General features: G+C 65.4%; 11 protein-coding genes. 9 read left to right on the top strand and 2 right to left on the bottom strand.

What is annotated here, in order from left to right:
• Nucleotides 1-240 precede the first annotated feature (240 nt).
• The 5 genes from QU595_RS06040 to QU595_RS06060 all read left to right on the top strand — a co-directional run bounded on the left by QU595_RS06040 (nt 241) and on the right by QU595_RS06060 (nt 8057).
• Nucleotides 241-1761, top strand: coding sequence for an NAD(P)H-hydrate dehydratase (locus tag QU595_RS06040; RefSeq protein ID WP_315919770.1), 1521 nt, complete (start codon nt 241-243; stop codon nt 1759-1761).
• A gap of 82 nt (nt 1762-1843) precedes the next feature.
• Nucleotides 1844-2398 carry a cytochrome b gene (locus QU595_RS06045; protein WP_315919771.1) on the top strand — a complete coding sequence of 185 codons (555 nt, stop codon included), beginning with the start codon at nt 1844-1846 and terminating at the stop codon, nt 2396-2398.
• A 137-nt stretch (nt 2399-2535) separates the two neighbouring features.
• A complete protein-coding gene (locus QU595_RS06050) occupies nt 2536-5319 on the top strand; it encodes a valine--tRNA ligase (protein ID WP_315919772.1) in 2784 nt (927 codons plus the stop codon).
• A 356-nt stretch (nt 5320-5675) separates the two neighbouring features.
• On the top strand, nt 5676-6893 hold the full coding sequence (locus QU595_RS06055; RefSeq protein ID WP_315919773.1) for an OmpP1/FadL family transporter: 1218 nt from the start codon (nt 5676-5678) through the stop codon (nt 6891-6893).
• A gap of 342 nt (nt 6894-7235) precedes the next feature.
• On the top strand, nt 7236-8057 hold the full coding sequence (locus QU595_RS06060) for a tetratricopeptide repeat protein (protein WP_315920733.1): 822 nt from the start codon (nt 7236-7238) through the stop codon (nt 8055-8057).
• Nucleotides 8058-8147: 90 nt separating this feature from the next.
• On the opposite strand, the gene xth is transcribed toward QU595_RS06060, so the two are convergent.
• The gene (gene xth / locus QU595_RS06065) at nt 8148-8942 is read right to left on the bottom strand and encodes an exodeoxyribonuclease III (protein WP_315919774.1); all 795 of its coding nucleotides are present in this window, start codon (nt 8940-8942) and stop codon (nt 8148-8150) included.
• Nucleotides 8943-9063: 121 nt separating this feature from the next.
• On the opposite strand from xth, the gene QU595_RS06070 reads away from it, so the two are divergent.
• Nucleotides 9064-10548: a nucleobase:cation symporter-2 family protein gene (locus QU595_RS06070; protein ID WP_315919775.1), complete on the top strand. Its 1485-nt coding sequence runs from the start codon at nt 9064-9066 to the stop codon at nt 10546-10548.
• A gap of 55 nt (nt 10549-10603) precedes the next feature.
• Here the strand turns inward: QU595_RS06070 and erpA are convergent, their stop codons facing one another.
• Nucleotides 10604-10951 (bottom strand): iron-sulfur cluster insertion protein ErpA, encoded by a 348-nt coding sequence (gene erpA, locus QU595_RS06075; protein ID WP_315919776.1) that lies wholly within the window; start codon nt 10949-10951, stop codon nt 10604-10606.
• A gap of 95 nt (nt 10952-11046) precedes the next feature.
• Here erpA and QU595_RS06080 point away from each other — a divergent pair, with 95 nt between their 5' ends.
• From QU595_RS06080 to QU595_RS06090, 3 genes are all read left to right on the top strand, one after another.
• Nucleotides 11047-12303, top strand: a complete 1257-nt coding sequence (locus tag QU595_RS06080; RefSeq protein WP_410000497.1) for a deoxyguanosinetriphosphate triphosphohydrolase — start codon at nt 11047-11049, stop codon at nt 12301-12303.
• Nucleotides 12304-12365: 62 nt separating this feature from the next.
• The gene (gene argS / locus QU595_RS06085) at nt 12366-14123 is read left to right on the top strand and encodes an arginine--tRNA ligase (protein ID WP_315919777.1); all 1758 of its coding nucleotides are present in this window, start codon (nt 12366-12368) and stop codon (nt 14121-14123) included.
• A gap of 102 nt (nt 14124-14225) precedes the next feature.
• Nucleotides 14226-17315 (top strand): SPOR domain-containing protein, encoded by a 3090-nt coding sequence (locus QU595_RS06090; protein WP_315919778.1) that lies wholly within the window; start codon nt 14226-14228, stop codon nt 17313-17315.
• Nucleotides 17316-17372: the final 57 nt, after the last annotated feature.

Genomic DNA, 17372 nt, shown 5'->3' on the forward strand with positions numbered 1-17372 from the left:
TCCGTGCCAGTTTCGCGAGGCAGCCGCCGGCACGGAGATTTGCCGCGTTCCCGAACCGGTTTCCGCTCGCGATCCGACTTCGCGTAGCGTGCCTTTGACCAACTCTTGCATGCGATGTGCACAAATTTTAGGCGACATGAGCGCTTCAGAGGCAGACCGCTGGATCGGGATGTCGTCAGCTTGTGTTTGCCTTGAACGGAAAACTGGCCGATCTTCCGCCGGACCCTCGGGAAAAAGCTCATGACGCTCGAACTGCTTTCGCCGGCCGAGATGGGAAAGGCGGACCGCCTGGCCATAGCCGCCGGTCCCTATGACGGCATCGGCCTGATGCGGCGTGCGGGGGCGGCGGTGGCCGACGTCGTGCTGGCGCGTTTTTCCGGTGCGGCGCGCATTCATGTGCTTGTCGGTCCAGGCAACAATGGCGGCGACGGCTATGTCGCTGCGCGTCTGCTGCACGAAAGCGGCGCGGCCGTTTCCCTGTGGGCGTCGGCGACGCCGAGGCAAGGCGGCGACGCCGCGCTGGCCGCCGCCGAATGCCCCGTCGCTCCGCAACCGCTGTCGCAACTGCAAGCCGGCAGGGGGGATATCGTCGTGGACGCGCTTTACGGCGCAGGCCTGTCGAAGCCGGTCGGGGGTGATGAAGCCTGGATTATCGAACGGGTGAATTCGCTCGGCTTGCCGGTGGTGGCGGTGGACCTGCCGTCCGGGGTTTCGGGTGCGGGCGGCGAAGTGCTGGGATCGGCGTTCCGCGCTGCCGTCACGATAACCTTCGCCCGCAAAAAACCCGGGCATCTGCTTATGCCGGGCCGCGAATATTGCGGCGAACTGGTGCTGGCCGACATCGGCATCACGGACGAGATCATTCGGCAGACGGGCGTCAGGACCTTCCAGAACGGGCCGGACCTCTGGCGCCACGACCTGCCTGTGCCGGCGGTCGATACGCACAAATACAGGCGCGGCCATGTCGGCGCCTTTTCCGGCGGGCCGGCGGCGACCGGCGCTGCGCGGCTTTCGGCGATGGCCGCGGCGCGCAGCGGGGCCGGGGCGGTGACGGTTCTGTCGCCCGCTAACGCCTTGCAGGCGAACGCCGCCCACCTGACCTCAATCATGCTGCGCAGGGTGGACGATATGGCCGATCTTTCCGGCTTCCTCGGCGACCGCCGCCCGTCCTCCTTCGTGCTAGGCCCCGGCTTCGGCGTGGGCGACAAGGCGCGGGACTTCGCGCTCGGCGTGCTCGCGGCGCGCAGCGGCCCGGATGGATTGGTGCTGGACGCGGACGGTATCACCGCCTTCCGCGATGCGCCGGAGCGGTTGTTCGAGGCCGCCGGCGCCGATCGCGCACCCGCGCTGGTCCTGACCCCGCATGAGGGCGAATTCGCCCGGCTTTTCCCCGACATCGCCGACGACAGGACCCTTTCCAAGCTCGAAAAGGCGCGTGCCGCCGCCGCCCGCTCGCACGGCACGGTCATTTTCAAGGGGCCGGACACGCTGATCGCGGCGCCCGACGCCCGCGCCGCCATAAATTGCAACGGCGCGCCCTGGCTGGCGACCGCCGGTTCCGGCGACGTGCTGGCCGGCATCGTCGCTGGGCTGATGGCGCAGGGCATGCCGTCTTTCGAGGCCGCATGCGCCGCCGTCTGGCTCCATGCCGAGGCCGGAAGCCGTTTCGGCCCCGGCCTGATCGCGGAGGACCTGCCGCTCGCGCTCGTGCCGGTGCTAGGGGAACTGCTCGGCCGGCGGCATCAGCTTACAAATTCGTAAGAACGCGGAATTCAGGCGTCTCGCCCCAACTTTGCCCGAAAGCCCGCAGCCTTTTTGCGGTTTCGGAACGGAGGTCACGGAGATGACGGCCCAGACGTACACCCCCGCGCAGAAGGCACTTCACTGGGCGCTTTTCGCCCTGGTTGTCCTGCTTTACGGCCTCACTTTCGGGCAGGATATCTTCCAGCGTGGCGATCCCAACCGGGATTTGATCTGGAAGCTGCACATTTCCTTCGGCTTGGTGCTGGCGGCGCTCATCGCCTGGCGCGTCGTCCTGCGGCTTGTTCGCGGCGTGCCCGAACATCCGGCAGGTATGAGCACACTGGAACGCAACGCCGCCGCGCTGGCGCACGCGCTTCTCTACGCGTTGCTCGTAACCATTCCCGTCCTCGGCATCCTGCTGACCTGGTTTCGCGCAGACGCGCTGAGCTTGTTCGGTCTTTTCACCATCCCGTCGCCCGTCGCGCCGGATCGCGCGGTCGCCCGCACGCTGCGCGAATTGCATAGCTTTTGCGCCAATGCGATCCTGATCGTGGCCGGCCTGCACGCGCTGGCTGCCCTATGGCACCATTTCATACGCAGCGACGCGGTTCTGGCCCGCATGCTGCCGGCGCGGCGACGCTCCCGGACAGCCTGAAACAGCGCTGGACCGGGACCCCGCTCCGGCACATCGGGTCTGGCGCATCCGGCGGCCCTGCGGCTTCGCCGTGGTTGACTTGGCGCCACCCTTCCGATTTACCGTCACGGCAAATCCCGACAGCCCGGACCCACTCCATGCTCGAAAAAACCTATGACGCCAAAGCCGTCGAACCCAGGATCGCCCGGATCTGGGACGAGGCGGACGCCTTCCGCGCCGGCGCCGGCTCGGAGGAAGGGGCGGACGCCTTCGCCATCGTCATCCCGCCGCCAAACGTCACCGGCTCGCTGCACATGGGCCACGCGCTGAACAATACGCTCCAGGACATCCTGGTGCGGTTCGAGCGCATGCGCGGCAAGAACGTGCTCTGGCAGCCGGGCATGGACCATGCCGGCATCGCCACCCAGATGGTGGTCGAGCGCAAGCTGATGGAGCAGCAGGTCCACCGCCGCGACCTGACCCGCGAGGAGTTCGTCGAGAAGGTCTGGGAGTGGAAGGCCGAGTCCGGCGGCGCCATCTTCAACCAGCTCAAGCGCCTCGGCGCTTCCTGCGACTGGTCGCGCGAGCGCTTCACCATGGACGAGGGCCTGTCGAAGGCCGTTCTGGAAGTGTTCGTCACGCTTTACAAGGAAGGGCTGATCTACAAGGACAAGCGCCTTGTGAACTGGGACCCCAAGCTGCTGACGGCAATCTCCGACCTCGAGGTCGAGCAGCAGGAGGTGAACGGCAATCTCTGGCACTTCCGCTACCCGATCGAGGGCAAGGTCTTCGATCCGGAAAATCCGGATACCTTCATCACCGTCGCGACCACGCGCCCCGAGACCATGCTGGGCGACACCGGCGTCGCCGTGCATCCCGAGGACGAGCGTTATCGCGAGCTGATCGGCAAGAACGTCGTCCTGCCGCTGGTGGGGCGGCGCATCCCCATCGTCGCGGACGAATATTCGGACCCGGAAAAGGGCACCGGCGCGGTGAAGATCACGCCCGCGCACGACTTCAACGATTTCGAGGTGGGCAGGCGCCACAGGCTGCCTGCGATCAATATCCTCACCACCGAGGCGGCCATAAAGCTCAACGACAACGAGGATTTCCTTGCCGGGCTTGAAACGACGCCCGAGCTTCAGGCGGTCTGGAACGAACTGGACGGGCAGGACCGCTTCGCCGCGCGCAAGCGCATCGTGGAACTGATGGAAGAAGGCGGGTTCCTCGCCAGGATCGAGCCGCACCGCCACACCGTTCCGCATGGCGATCGCGGCGGGGTGCCGATCGAGCCGTTCCTGACCGACCAGTGGTACGTCAACGCGGCCGAGCTGGCCAAGCCGGCCATAGCTTCCGTGCGCGAGGGCCGCACAAACTTCGTGCCCAGGAACTGGGAGAAGACCTATTTCGACTGGATGGAGAACATCCAGCCCTGGACGATCTCGCGCCAGCTCTGGTGGGGCCACCAGATTCCGGCATGGTACGGTCCCGACGGCCATATCTTCGTGGAAAAGAGTGAGGAGGAAGCGCTGGAGGCGGCGGTCCAGCACTATCTCGCCCATGAGGGGCCGTGGAAGGCCTGGGTCGAGGAAAGGCTGGAGAACTTCCAGCCTGGCGAAATCCTGACCCGCGACGAGGACGTGCTGGACACCTGGTTCTCGTCCGCGCTGTGGCCGTTCTCGACGCTGGGCTGGCCCGACAAGACGCCGGAACTGGAAACCTACTACCAGACCGACGTGCTGGTGACCGGCTTCGACATCATCTTCTTCTGGGTCGCCCGCATGATGATGATGGGCCTGCACTTCATGCACGAAGAACCGTTCCACACGGTCTATGTGCATGCGCTGGTGCGCGACAAGAACGGCGCCAAGATGTCGAAGTCCAAGGGCAATGTCATCGACCCGCTGGAACTGATCGACGAATACGGCGCCGACGCGCTGCGTTTCACGCTGGCCATCATGGCCGCTCAGGGGCGCGACGTGAAGCTCGACCCCGCCCGCATCGCCGGCTATCGCAATTTCGGCACCAAGCTCTGGAACGCCACCCGCTTCGCCGAGATGAACGGCGTGGCGCGCAACGACGATTTCTGGCTGAACGATGCCGGGCTGGCGGTCAATCGCTGGATCCTCACCGAACTGACCCGCACCGCCAACGCCGTCACCGAGGCCATCACCACCTACCGCTTCAACGAAGCGGCGGGCGCGGCCTACAAGTTCGTCTGGAACCAGTTCTGCGACTGGTATCTGGAACTGCTGAAGCCGGTGTTCATGGGCGACGACGAGGTGGCCAAGGCCGAAAGCCGTGCCTGCGTGGCCTTCGTGCTGGACGAGGTCTACAAGCTCCTGCACCCCTTCATGCCGTTCATGACCGAGGAGTTGTGGGCCGAGACGGCGGGCGAGGGCCAGGAGCGCTCGTCGCTGCTGTGCCATGCGAGCTGGCCGTCGCCCGATTTCGAGGACGCCGACGCGGCCGCCGACATCAACTGGCTGATCGACCTGGTTTCCGGTATCCGCTCCGTGCGCTCGGAGATGAACGTGCCGCCCGCCGCGATCGCGCCGCTCGTGGTGATCGACGCCAACGAGACGACGCGCGAGCGGCTCGCCCGCCACGATGCCGCGATCAAGCGCCTGGCGCGCGTCGGCGATATTTCGCCGGCAGAAGCCGCGCCCAAGGGCTCGGCCCAGATCGTGCTCGGCGAAGCGACCGTGTGCCTGCCGCTGGGCAGCCTGATCGACCTCAAGGCCGAGGCCGCCCGGCTCCAGAAGGAATTGGCCAAGGTAACCGAGGAGATCGCGCGCCTGCACAAGAAGCTGTCCAACGACAAATTCGTCGCCAACGCGCCCGAGGACGTGGTGGCCGCCGAACGCGAGAAACTCGCCGAATACGGCGAATCGCAAGGCCGTCTCTCGGTGGCGCTGGAACGCGTGCGGGAAGCCGGTTAACGCCGCCTTTCCGCCGCAAATCGCCCTGGAAATGGGCTTTTTGCCTCCGAAACCGCCATTACGTAGCGTTAATCTTACGTAAACGGAACAGTTTTGGCCTCAATGTTGCCCTAATGGCACAATGAGGCCAAAACACCCGAAAATCGCCGGTTTTGACCGCAGTCTTTCCGGATTTTTCGTGTTTTTCGGCTCAATTTTTCAAAAAACGAGCGGTTTTCCCCCAAGCCGGAGCCGATGACCGGTTCGACGCGCGCGTCCGCGGCGGAACCGTACTGGTACGGCGCAGAATTCGTTATTGCTTCGTCAGGACGATTTAGCTCTAGCTTGATCCATTGATTTTCGGGGAGAGGTTTTTGATGAGCAATCTGCGTTTGAAGGCGCTGCTGGGGGCAAGCTGCGCCGCATTGGCAGTTGTGGGGACTGCTCAGGCTGGCGGTTTCGCGCGTGGCACCGCCGATACCGACATCCTGTTCGAAGACGGCAACTTCAACATGCGCGCGGGCGTGACCTATGTCAGCCCGCACAGGGAATTCTCCAAGGTCCAGCCAGGAGCGAATCCTGCGCTCCTTGGCACCTCCTATACGGACGCATACGCCGTTCCGTCGTTTGCTGCGAAGGTAAACCTCACGGACAATTTCCGCTGCGCCGGCACGATGGTGGACAACAATGGCGGCTCGGCCACCTATGCCGTGCCGAAGCCGAGCGGCAAGCTGGAGGAAGATTTCACCACCAACGAGAAGGCCCTGACCTGCGGGGTGAAATTCCAGGTCGGCCCGGGCAATTTCTGGTTGCTGGGCGGCGGTTATATGGAGGATTTCAACTATCACCGCCTGAACGCCTTCGGTCCGCTTGGCGACGCGACCCTCGAACTGGAGGGGCAGGAATTCGGCTATCGGGTCGGAGCAGCATACGAGATACCGGACATCGCTTTGCGCGCGCAGGTGATGTATCGCTCGGGCACGAGCTACGGTGCGGAGGGACAGCTCAATGCCCCGGCAGGGGTGCTCGCAGGCGCGCTCGCCGCACAGGGCGTGCCGAGCGCCGCCAATCCCTTCCTTGCGCTACCCGCCAACTATCAGGTGCCTGTCGAAGCGCTCGGCATGGGTAATCTTCCCCAGACCGTCGAATTGAAACTGCAGAGCGGCATCGCGCCCGGATGGCTGGCATTCGGTAGCGTGAAATGGGCCGATTGGAGCGTGCAGAAGTCCCTGGACGTCCGGTCAAAGCCCAGCGCCGCGTTCCCGAACGGCATACCGATCTCTTCCGACGTCTATAACTGGAAAGACGGCTGGACCGTCACGGGTGGCGTTGGCCACGCCTTTACCGACCGCATATCCGGACTTGTGAGCCTGACCTGGGACAGCGGCGTCAGCACCGGCTACGATTTCTCCTCCGACACCTACACACTGGCGGCCGGTGCGTCGCTCAAGGACAATATCGGCGGCGAGCTGCGCGCCGGCGTCGGGCTGAGCTACCTGACGTCGTCCGAGGTGACCCAAGGCGCAGACGAGGGGTTTGCGGTGAAGTCGGGCTACGCCGTCGCTGTCAGCGCCGGCTACGGCATCAAGTGGTAATTGATTAAAATCATTGGACAAAAGGCCGGGCCCGCCCGGCCTTTTTCATGTGTTTTGATAACTTGTCCGGCCTGATGTTTGTGGCGTTTCTGCAACAGTTCCATGTCTCTGCGTTGCGGCGCCACTTGGGGCCATGGCAACCGCCCCTTTCCCGCCATAAACCCGGAGCACTCGATAGAGTATCCGGAAAAAGGCCTCGCGCCTTTGCCGGGAAGCACGCCGCAGCCACGCGGCAGGGACGAATATGAGCGCCAGATCGACCCGAATTGCTGGAGTCTCGGCCGCAGCGCACGCAGGGCGCAGCCTCCGGGATTCGGCGAAGCCGGGCAAGGGGAATGCGCCATGCGCATGACCGGGTCGAGACGTTTCTCCGCCATATCGGCGCTGGCCTTGCTTGCGTTCCTGTGCGCTGCGGAGCATGCCGCCGCCTTCGACGAAAAGGTGTTCGACGACAAGACCGGCGTGAAGCCGCAGTCCAGCCCGTGGGCCGTGTTCCAGTTCGGCTTTTCCGCCTACAAGAATGGCCACAAGGACCAGGCTGTAGAGGCTTACAAATACGCTGCCGAGAACGGTCAGATAGGCGCCACCTGGAAGCTCGCCCGCATGTATGCCGAGGGCGACGGCGTGACGCAGGACGACTACGAGGCATACAAGTTCTTCTCGGAGATCGCCGACCAGGATGTCGAGCCCGGCTCGCCCGAGGAAAGCTACGTCTCCGACGCGCTGGTGGCGCTGGGCGATTACATGCGCAAAGGCATTCCCGGCACGCCGGTCGAGGCCAACGAGGTGCAGGCGCAGGAATATTACATGCGCGCCGCCGCCAATTACCGCAATCCGAACGCTCAGTTCGAGATGGGCCGCATGTTCCTGAAGGGCGAGGGCGGCGTGAAGGCCAGCGTCAAGCAGGCCGCGCGCTGGTTCCAGCTTGCAGCGGAAAAGGGCCATGCCGGCGCGCAGGCCACGCTCGGCAACCTCCTGTTCCAGTCCGGCAAGGTCGTGCGCGGCCTCGCCATGATGACGGCCGCGCTGGAGCGCGCCGCGCCGGCCGACCGGCCCTGGATACGCTCCATGCAGGAAGAGGCGTTCGCCGTGGCGCCGGAAGCCGATCGCCGCACGGCCATTTCCCTTGCCGACGATTTCATCAACAAGGGAACGAGCCAGTAGGCGCCTGATGCGATCCGGCAGGAAGCCGCTCCGCGCTTCCTCCACAGTTGCGTGAAGACGAGGCGACAGAGCGTTCCAGCGATTCGGATTTCAGGCCGGAGCCAGGTCCAGCTCGACCGCGACGGGCACGTGGTCCGACGGCTTTTCCCACGCACGCACATGTTTTTCGATGGACGCGGACGAGAACCGGTTTGCCGCCTCCGGCGAAAGCAGCAGATGGTCGATGCGGATGCCGTTGTTCTTCTGCCAGGAGCCGCCCTGGTAGTCCCAGAAGGTGAAGGTGTCGGGCGCGTCGGTGACGGCGCGGATCGCCTCGGTGAAGCCGAGGTTCCTCAACCGCCGGAACGCCTGCCGCGTTTGCGGCTGGAACAGCGCGTCGCCCAGCCAGGCTTCCGGGTTCTTGGCGTCGATCGGCTCGGGGATGACGTTGTAGTCGCCGGCCAGGATCAGCGCCTCCTCGAGCGCCAGCCGCTCGGCTGCCCAGGCTTCCAGCCGCGCCATCCATGACAGCTTGTACGGGAATTTCACCGGATCATCGATCGGATTGCCGTTCGGCAGGTAGAGCGAGGCGACGCGCAGCGCGCCCCGGTCGGTCGAGAACACGCCTTCGATGAAGCGCGCCTGCTCGTCGCCGTCGTCGCCCGGCAGGCCGCGATTGATCTCGTCGAAGGGCAGCTTGGAGAGGATTGCAACGCCGTTGAAACCCTTCTGGCCGTGCGTCTCGACATTGTAGCCCAACGCCTCGATCTCGGCGCGCGGGAACTGGTCGTCCACCGTCTTGATCTCTTGCAGGCACACGATGTCCGGTTTGCTCTCGCCTAGCCAGTGCGTGAGGTTGCCGATACGGGCGCGCACGCCGTTGATGTTCCACGTCACGATTTTCATGAAAATCCCGCGAGAATTTCAGACAATTTTTGATAGCCGAGACCACGGCAGACAGTGATCCTGCACCATTGCGGCCTGGAAGGGAACAAGTCTAGGGTGCCGCAAAGGGGAGGAGGACAAAATGATAGAATCGACGCATCCCGTCGACGAGGTGCTGCCCGCGCCGCGTCTTTTCGTGCTGGGCCTTCAGCATGTGCTCGTCATGTATGCCGGCGCGATCGCCGTGCCTTTGATCATCGGCCGTACGCTGGGGCTCCGGCCCGAGGACGTTGCGTTCCTGATATCGGCGGACCTGTTCGTATGCGGCATCGCCTCGATCCTGCAATCGCTCGGCGCGACGCAATGGTTCGGCGTCAAGTTGCCGGTGATGATGGGCGTCACCTTCGCCGCCGTGGGGCCGATGGTGTCCATGGCGATCGCCAACCCGGGCGTGGACGGCGCACGCATGATCTTCGGCGCCATCATCGGCGCCGGCATCGTCACCATCCTCATCGCGCCGCTCGTCAGCCGCATGCTGCGCCTGTTTCCGCCTGTCGTCACGGGTTCCATCATTCTGGTCACGGGCGTGGCGCTGATGAAGGTCGGCGTGGAATGGATCTTCGGCCTTCCGGTTGGCGCCACTGCGCCCAAGCTGGTCGACCCGGCACATGCGGCATGGCTCCAGACCATAACGGAGACGACGAAGGAACTCGGTTCCACGCTGCCCGCCGTGCCGGAGAAACTCGCTTTGGCACCGAGCGTGCCGAACCCTGCCTACGCGCCGTTGCCGAACATTGTGCTTTCGCTGGTCGTTCTGGCCGTGGTCATCACGGCCGCGCGTTTCGGCCGGGGCTTCTTCTCCAACATTGCGGTGCTCACCGGTATCGTGGTTGGCGGCGTCATCGCCGCCGTGCTCGGCATCATGCACTTCGACAAGGTGGCGAGCGCGGCCTGGTTCGCGCCGATCGCACCGTTCCATTTCGGTATGCCGATCTTCGATCCGGTGCTGGTCCTCACCATGGTGCTGGTGATGATCGTGGTGATGATCGAATCGACGGGCATGTTCCTGGCGCTGAGCGACATGACCGGCAAACCGCTGACGCAGCCGGCCCTGTCCGCCGGCCTGCGAATGGACGGGCTGGGCACCGTGCTGGGCGGCATGTTCAACACGTTCCCCTATACCAGCTTCTCGCAGAATGTCGGGCTGGTCGGGGTCACCGGCATCAAGAGCCGTTTCGTCTGCGTGGCCGGCGGCGCGATCCTCATCGTGCTTGGCTTGATACCCAAGATGGGTGCGCTGGTGGAGGCGCTGCCCACGGTGGTGTTGGGCGGCGCGGGCATCGTCATGTTCGGCATGGTCGCGGCCACCGGCATCCGTATCCTCGGCGCCGTGGACTTCAAGGGCAACCGCAACAACCTGTTCATCGTGGCGATCGCGCTCGGCTTTGGCATGATCCCGCTCATCGCGCCCAATTTCCATATGTGGCTGCCGAAGGCCATTGGTCCGCTGATCGATTCGGGCATCCTGCTGGCGTCTATCGTGGCGGTGGTGCTCAACGTGATCTTCAACGGCGCGACAGGTGACGCCGAACGCCTGCGCGACGCCGCCATGGCCACCGAAGCCTGACCGGAAAAAGAAAAGGGCCGCGCGAGCGGCCCTTCGTCCAACACGATCCGAAAACTCAGACCGAAAAACTGGTGCCGCAGCCGCAGGAGGCGACCGCGTTGGGATTCCTGATCTGGAAGGACTGGCCGATCAGGTCGTCGACGAAATCGATGACCGAGCCGCCCATATAGACCAGCGACAAATCGTCGATCAGCACGGTCGCGCCGTCCTTCTCGATGGCCACGTCGCCCTCGTGGCGATCCTCGACCAGATCGAACTTGTAGGAAAAGCCGGAGCAGCCGCCGCCTTCCACCGAAACGCGCAGCGCCGTCTTGCCGGGCTCCGACGCGACGATCCTCGCGATGCGCCTGGCGGCGGCATCGGTCATCTCCACTTTCATGGCGGTCTTGGCGTCGGCACCCATCGGCTTCACCTTGCGTTGGCTTGCCCATGATAGGTATGAAGCGGCTGCCGCCAAGTCAACAAGCCCCGATGGACGAGCGGGTCCCCATGGACCGGATGGCGGCAGCGGCCTACGGTGGGAACATGGAAGAGCGGCAGGCCGGGCAGGGGCTCGGCGATATCGGTTTCGGCTATCGACCGCGCGCGGCCTATGCCTGCGACCCGGCGCGGTCCCGCGGGCGGCTGTGCGCGGAAGTGGAAAGCCCGACCCGCACGCCGTTCCAGCGCGACCGCGACCGCATCGTCCATTCCACCGCCTTCCGCCGTCTCAAGCACAAGACGCAGGTGTTCGTCGCGCATGAAGGCGACCACTACCGCACGCGCCTGACCCACACCATAGAAGTGGCGCAGATCGCCCGTGCGCTCGCCCGCGCGCTGCGCGCCGACGAGGACCTCGCTGAAGCGGTCGCGCTGGTGCACGATTTCGGCCACACGCCCTTCGGCCATACCGGCGAGGATGCGCTGAACGAGAAGATGGCGCCCTGGGGCGGCTTCGATCACAACGCGCAATCGCTGCGCGTGGTGACGCGGCTGGAGCGCCGCTATGCCGAGTTCGACGGCCTCAACCTGACCTGGGAGACGCTCGAAGGGCTGGTCAAGCACAACGGCCCGCTGACGGATGCAAATGGCAACGGCTTGCATGGGCCGGTGCCGCGCACGATCCGCGACTATTCGGCCCTGCACGATCTCGAACTCGACCGCCACGCCAGCCTGGAGGCGCAGTGCGCGGCGATCGCGGACGACATCGCCTACAACACCCACGACATAGACGACGGCATCCGCTCCGGCCTGCTCAGCCTGGAAATGCTCGAAGACCTGGCGTTGCCGGGCTCCATCCTGAAGGCCGTGCGCGAGCGCTATCCGGGGCTCGACGATGTTCGTGCCGGTCATGAATTGATGCGCCGGCAGATCACGGCCATGGCCGAGGACGTGATCGTCACCGCTTCGGCGAACCTGGCGCGTGCGCAGCCGCAAAGCGCGGACGAGCTGCGCGGCGCAGGCGAGACCATGGCGACCTTCTCGCCGCGCATGGCTGCCGAAGAGAAGGAACTGAAGGCATTCCTCTACAAGCACCTCTACCGCCACCCGGATGTCATGCGCGTGCGCGCCGATGCCGAGCGGATCGTGAAGGAGCTGTTCGATGCCTATTTCGCCGATCCGCGCGCCATGCCGGAAGGCTGGCGGGAAGGTCTCGACCGGGCCGAGGATCGCATCAAGGCACGCTCCGTCGCCGACTTCCTGGCCGGCATGACGGACACCTATGCGCTCAAGGAGCACCGGCGCTTGTTTGACCGCACGCCGGATTTAAGCTAGTTCGGCGCGACTTCACCGGCTGGACAGGCCGGTTTTCCACATAGCCGACCGAGCCATACCTTATGAACATCTTCGCCGATTTCACCGCGCGGGTCATCAAAGCCGTCGAGGGCCTTGAGCTCAAGGACAAGGAGGGCGGTGCGCTCGACCTGTCGCGCATCGCCGTCGAGCCGCCGCGCGATGCCAGCCACGGCGATCTGGCCACCAACGCGGCGATGGTGCTGGCCAAGCCGGCCGGCCAGAACCCGCGCGCGCTGGCCGAGAAGCTCGTGGCGGCGCTGCGCACGGACGAGGATGTCGCCTCGGCTGAGGTCGCCGGGCCGGGCTTCGTCAACCTTCGCCTCACCGAAGCGTTCTGGCAGGGCCATCTCGCGGACCTTCTCGGCGAGGGCACGAATTACGGCCGCTCGACGGTCGGGCAGAAGCGCAAGGTCAATGTCGAATATGTCTCGGCCAACCCGACAGGGCCCATGCATGTCGGCCACACGCGCGGCGCGGTCGTCGGCGACGTGCTGGCCAACCTCATGGCCTTCGCCGGCTACGACGTGACCAAGGAATACGTCATCAACGATGCCGGCGTGCAGATCGACGTGCTCGCCCGCTCGGCCCTGCTGCGCTATCGCGAGGCTTTGGGCGACGACATCGGCGAGATACCGACCGGCCTTTATCCGGGGGATTATCTCGTGCCGGTCGGTGAGGCGCTGGCGAAGGAATTCGGCCGCAAGCTGCTGGAAATGCCCGAGGACGAGGCGTTGGCCATCGTCAAGGACCGCACCATCGACGCCATGATGGCGATGATCAAGGAAGATCTCGCGCTGCTCAACGTGCATCACGACGTCTTCTTCTCCGAGCGTACGCTGCATGCCGACAACGCCAGGGCGATCCGCACCGCCATCAACGACCTGACGCTGAAGGGGCACATCTACAAGGGCAAGCTGCCGCCGCCCAAGGGCGAGAAGCCGGACGATTGGGAAGACCGCGAGCAGACCCTGTTCCGCTCGACCGACGTCGGCGACGATCTCGACCGGCCGCTGGTCAAGTCGGACGGCGCCTTCACCTATTTCGCCGCCGACGTGGCCTATATGAAGGACAAGATCGACCGCGGCTTCGTGGACCTGATCTATGTGCTGGGCGCCGACCACGGCGGCTACGTCAAGCGCCTGGAGGCGCTGGCGCGCGCGCTTGCCGGCGACAGGGTGAAGCTCACCGTGCTGCTGTGCCAGCTCGTCAAGCTTTACCGCAACGGCGAACCGGTGCGCATGTCCAAGCGCTCGGGCGATTTCGTCACCTTGCGCGAAGTCGTGGAGGAGGTCGGTCGCGATCCCGTCCGCTTCATGATGCTTTACCGCAAGAGCGACGCGCCGCTGGACTTCGACTTCGCCAAGGTCACCGAGCAGTCGAAGGACAATCCCGTCTTCTACGTGCAATATGCCTCGGCCCGCTGCCATTCCGTGTTCCGGCAGGCTGCGGAGCAGTTTCCGGGCGAGGATTTCGGCCGCGAGCGGCTGGAAGGAGCGCTGTCGGCGCTGGCCGACGAAGGCGAGATCGCCCTGATTCGCAAGCTGGCGGAATATCCCCGCCTGATCGAGCAGGCGGCGCTTTCGCTGGAGCCGCACCGGCTGGCTTTCTATCTCTACGACCTCGCCAGCGCCTTCCATGCGCACTGGAACAGGGGTACGGAAAATCCCGGCTTACGGTTTGTTAAGGTTAACGACCCACAATTGACACTTGCCAGACTAGGGCTGGTGCAGGCTGTTTCGGATGTTCTGACGTCCGGCCTGACGCTGATAGGAGCCGATGCGCCCGTCGAAATGCGTTAGGAACGACTGAAAAACCTGTCACCTTTTGCCCACATTGCGCTGGTAGGGGCCAACCTTGCGCGACGTCCATGGCGTCCGATTAGTGCGAGTTCGGGAACGACAATGGCAGACAGAACCCAACGCAGAATCGCCGATCATGGTGACATCCCGGCCGACGATCCCTTCGCGGAACTGACCCGCATCATGGGCTTCGATCCGCGCGAGCCAGTCAGGCGCGCCGAACCCGCGCCGGCGGAGCACGCTTCCGACGAATTCGACATCGACCTCGAGAAGGAACTGATGGGCGAGTTCGCTGCCTTCGAGGAAGTGCACGATAGCCCGCCCGTTGTGCAGCCGCAACCCGCCCTGGCGCGCGCAGCCGCTGTCGAGCCGCAAGTTCACGAGGATGTGCACGCGGCCATCGACGATCACATGATTGCCGCGCTGGAGAAGGATTTCAGCTTCGACGAGGATTTCGCCGAGCCGCAGGCCCATGCCGAGCCGGCTTTGGAGAATGTCGCCGCGCATGATGCCGACCAGGGCGTCGGGCATGACTTCGACCGTGCCGTCGAGCAGGCGCTGGACGATTTCCATGACGCTTCGGTGCAGCCTGCCGAGGCTGCCGAAGACGCGCCGAATGCCGCGGACATCGAGGATTTCGACGCGCAGTTCGACCGCTCCATGGCCGATGTCGATATGGATTTCTCCGCTCCCGAGGCAGAGCCCGAGGCGGAATGCGAATCGCATGCCTGGCAGCAGCCGGAGGCGCCGGAGCCATCCGTCGCTGAAATGGCCGCGCCCGTAAGCGAAGTCGAAGCTCCGGAGCCGGCGGCTCCCGCCGTCCCGGCTCCGGCGCAGCCTGCGCGGGCAGCTTCCTCCGACAGCCTCGAAGACGAATTGAACGCCCTTCTCAGCCGCATGAGCGCGCGCCCCGCCATGGCCGATCTCGCGGGAGACGCCTGGACGCAGGAGCCGGCGGCCGAACCGGTTCAAGAGGCGCGGGCCGAGGTCGCTTCGATCGACGAGGAGGCGAATTGGGAAGAGCCGGCCAAGCTCGACGAAATGGACTGGGCGATCGATTCGGCGTCCTTGCAATCCGAAGCCGGCAATATCGCCGAGCCGGACCTCGATGCCGAACTTCTGGCCGACCTCGAGGCGGCGGAACTGGGCGACGACCAGCCGCACCATCAGACGGCCGAGGACGAGCACCCTGCCGCGCAGGCCGCGGAAGAACCGGCCGAAGCCGTCGAGGATTTCGACATCTCCGCCGAGCATGACGCCTATTTCGACAGCGACGCGTTCGATGCCGCGATGGCCAACGAGGCGCAAGCCGGCGAACCGGCAGATCATCGCGAGGATACGGCCGGAATTTCGAACCGTGCGGCGGAACGGAGTTCCGTCGAAGCATTGCACTGGCTGGGTTCGCGGCCTTCGCCGGAATCCGTCGCAGCACCGGTCGCCTCGCAGGCGGCCGCCTACGAGCCGGCGCGGGCATGGGGCAGGGGCACGCCTGTCGCTCCCATGCCGGCGGTCGAGCCTGTCCATGCCCGGGCTGCGGCAGCGGCTGAACAGGCCCCGGCGGCTTATGAACCGGCGATGCAGGAGCCGCAGCCATCTGCCGAGCCGTTCTATGACTATGCCTCCGCGACCGAACCGGAGGCAGCGGACGAGCCGGCTTCCGAAGCGGCCGCGAACTACGACGAAGTCCCCGATATCGAAACGGTGGACGTTCCGGAGCGGGTCGTCGCTCTGGCCGACGATCTCGACATTCCCGATGTCTCCTTCGAGGAAGACAAGGCGGAAGTCCCCGGCTTCGATGATCTCGATGCGGAGTTCTCCACTCTTCTCAATGAGATGAACTCGGCCGAGCCCGCGCAGCCGGCGACCCCGCCGGCGAGCGCCTACGAGGATGAGTCCTACGCTCCGGGCTTCGGCGAGCATCGCATCGACCAGCGCGCCTATGCCGATTTCGGCGAGGCCGTTGCACCTGCCGCGGCTGCTGTGGCCACGGCGGCGGCCTTTGCCGCCGGCGGCGGCCGGCGCGGTCTCGATGAGGACAATCTCCCGGGCAGCCGGCCTTTGGCCGGTGCCGATCCGTTCGCAGTGACCGACGATCTCGACTACGACCCCGATCAGGACGAGGCGATGGCCGGTCTTGCGGAGCGGCAGCCGGAACGGCGCCCGCGCAGCCGCGGCTTGATGATCGCGGGTCTCGTCGGTGCGGTTGCCGTTATCGGCGGGCTCGGCGCGCTGGCGCTGTCGTTCGGCGGCGGCGGCAGCAGCGAAGCGCCGGCAATCGTCAAGGCCGACAACCAGCCGATCAAGGTCAAGCCCGAGAATCCGGGCGGAACCGTGGTTCCGAACCAGAACAACAAGGTCTATGACGCTGTCGCCAAGGGCGCCAAGCCGACTGCGCCGACGCAGCAGAGCCTCGTCACGCAGCAGGAAGACCCGGTGGACGTGACGGCGCAGGAGCCCGCGCCGCGCGTGGTCGATCTCAACGGCCAGGACGATCAGGCCGGCGCGCAGCCGCCGGCCACGGCCAAGTCCGAGGACCGCATAGCGCCGTCGGCGCAGGGCCAGGACGTCGCCTCCGACAACGAAGCCGCTCCCGTCGTCACGCCGCGCAAGGTGCGCACCATGGTGGTCAAGCCCGACGGTTCGCTGGCGCCGCGTGAAGATCCGGCCCCTGCGCAGGTCGCGGCGGCCGAGCCCGCCGACCCGGCGCCCCAGCACGTCGCGGCCCCCGGCCAACCCGATGCGACCGGCACCATCCCGGCTGCCGCCGACGCTGCCAATTCCGCCCCGGCGGACGCGGCTCCCGCGCTGAAGCCGGCGGCGAAGGCGCCGTCCTCCATGCCGAAGGTCGCGCCCATTGCGCCGCAGCGCCCGTCCGATCAGCCGGTCAACGTGGTGGGCGAGGTCAAGCCCGATCAGGTCGCGTCGATCGATTCAGGCGCGGCTGCGGCCGGTTCCTGGGCCATGCAGATCGCTTCGCAGCCGTCGGCTGAAGCCGCGCAATCCACCTATCAGGACCTCGCCAAGCGTTATGCTGGCGTGCTGAAGGGTCACACCGCCAGCATCGTCAAGGCCGAGGTGGCGGGCAAGGGCACCTTCTATCGCGTGCGTGTGCCGGCGCCGTCGCGCAACGAAGCCGTCGCGCTCTGCACCAGCTACAAGGCGGCCGGCGGCAACTGTTTCGTGTCCAAGTAAGCGTGCCAGCGAGTAACGCGTAGCTCGAGTAGACTGCAACGGCGCGGCCTTGGCCGC

This window comes from Mesorhizobium sp. SP-1A (assembly GCF_032460275.1).
Lineage (GTDB): Bacteria > Pseudomonadota > Alphaproteobacteria > Rhizobiales > Rhizobiaceae > Mesorhizobium.

Bases quoted from the DNA above. Each gene is read 5' to 3' on its own strand.
- QU595_RS06070 (WP_315919775.1), top strand. From the start codon at position 9,064: ATGATAGAATCGACGCATCCCGTCGACGAGGTGCTGCCCGCGCCGCGT.
- erpA (WP_315919776.1), bottom strand. From the start codon at position 10,951: ATGGGTGCCGACGCCAAGACCGCCATGAAAGTGGAGATGACCGATGCC.
- QU595_RS06040 (WP_315919770.1), top strand. From the start codon at position 241: ATGACGCTCGAACTGCTTTCGCCGGCCGAGATGGGAAAGGCGGACCGC.
- QU595_RS06045 (WP_315919771.1), top strand. From the start codon at position 1,844: ATGACGGCCCAGACGTACACCCCCGCGCAGAAGGCACTTCACTGGGCG.
- argS (WP_315919777.1), top strand. From the start codon at position 12,366: ATGAACATCTTCGCCGATTTCACCGCGCGGGTCATCAAAGCCGTCGAG.
- QU595_RS06060 (WP_315920733.1), top strand. From the start codon at position 7,236: ATGCGCATGACCGGGTCGAGACGTTTCTCCGCCATATCGGCGCTGGCC.
- xth (WP_315919774.1), bottom strand. From the start codon at position 8,942: ATGAAAATCGTGACGTGGAACATCAACGGCGTGCGCGCCCGTATCGGC.
- QU595_RS06080 (WP_410000497.1), top strand. From the start codon at position 11,047: ATGGCGGCAGCGGCCTACGGTGGGAACATGGAAGAGCGGCAGGCCGGG.
- QU595_RS06090 (WP_315919778.1), top strand. From the start codon at position 14,226: ATGGCAGACAGAACCCAACGCAGAATCGCCGATCATGGTGACATCCCG.
- QU595_RS06055 (WP_315919773.1), top strand. From the start codon at position 5,676: ATGAGCAATCTGCGTTTGAAGGCGCTGCTGGGGGCAAGCTGCGCCGCA.
- QU595_RS06050 (WP_315919772.1), top strand. From the start codon at position 2,536: ATGCTCGAAAAAACCTATGACGCCAAAGCCGTCGAACCCAGGATCGCC.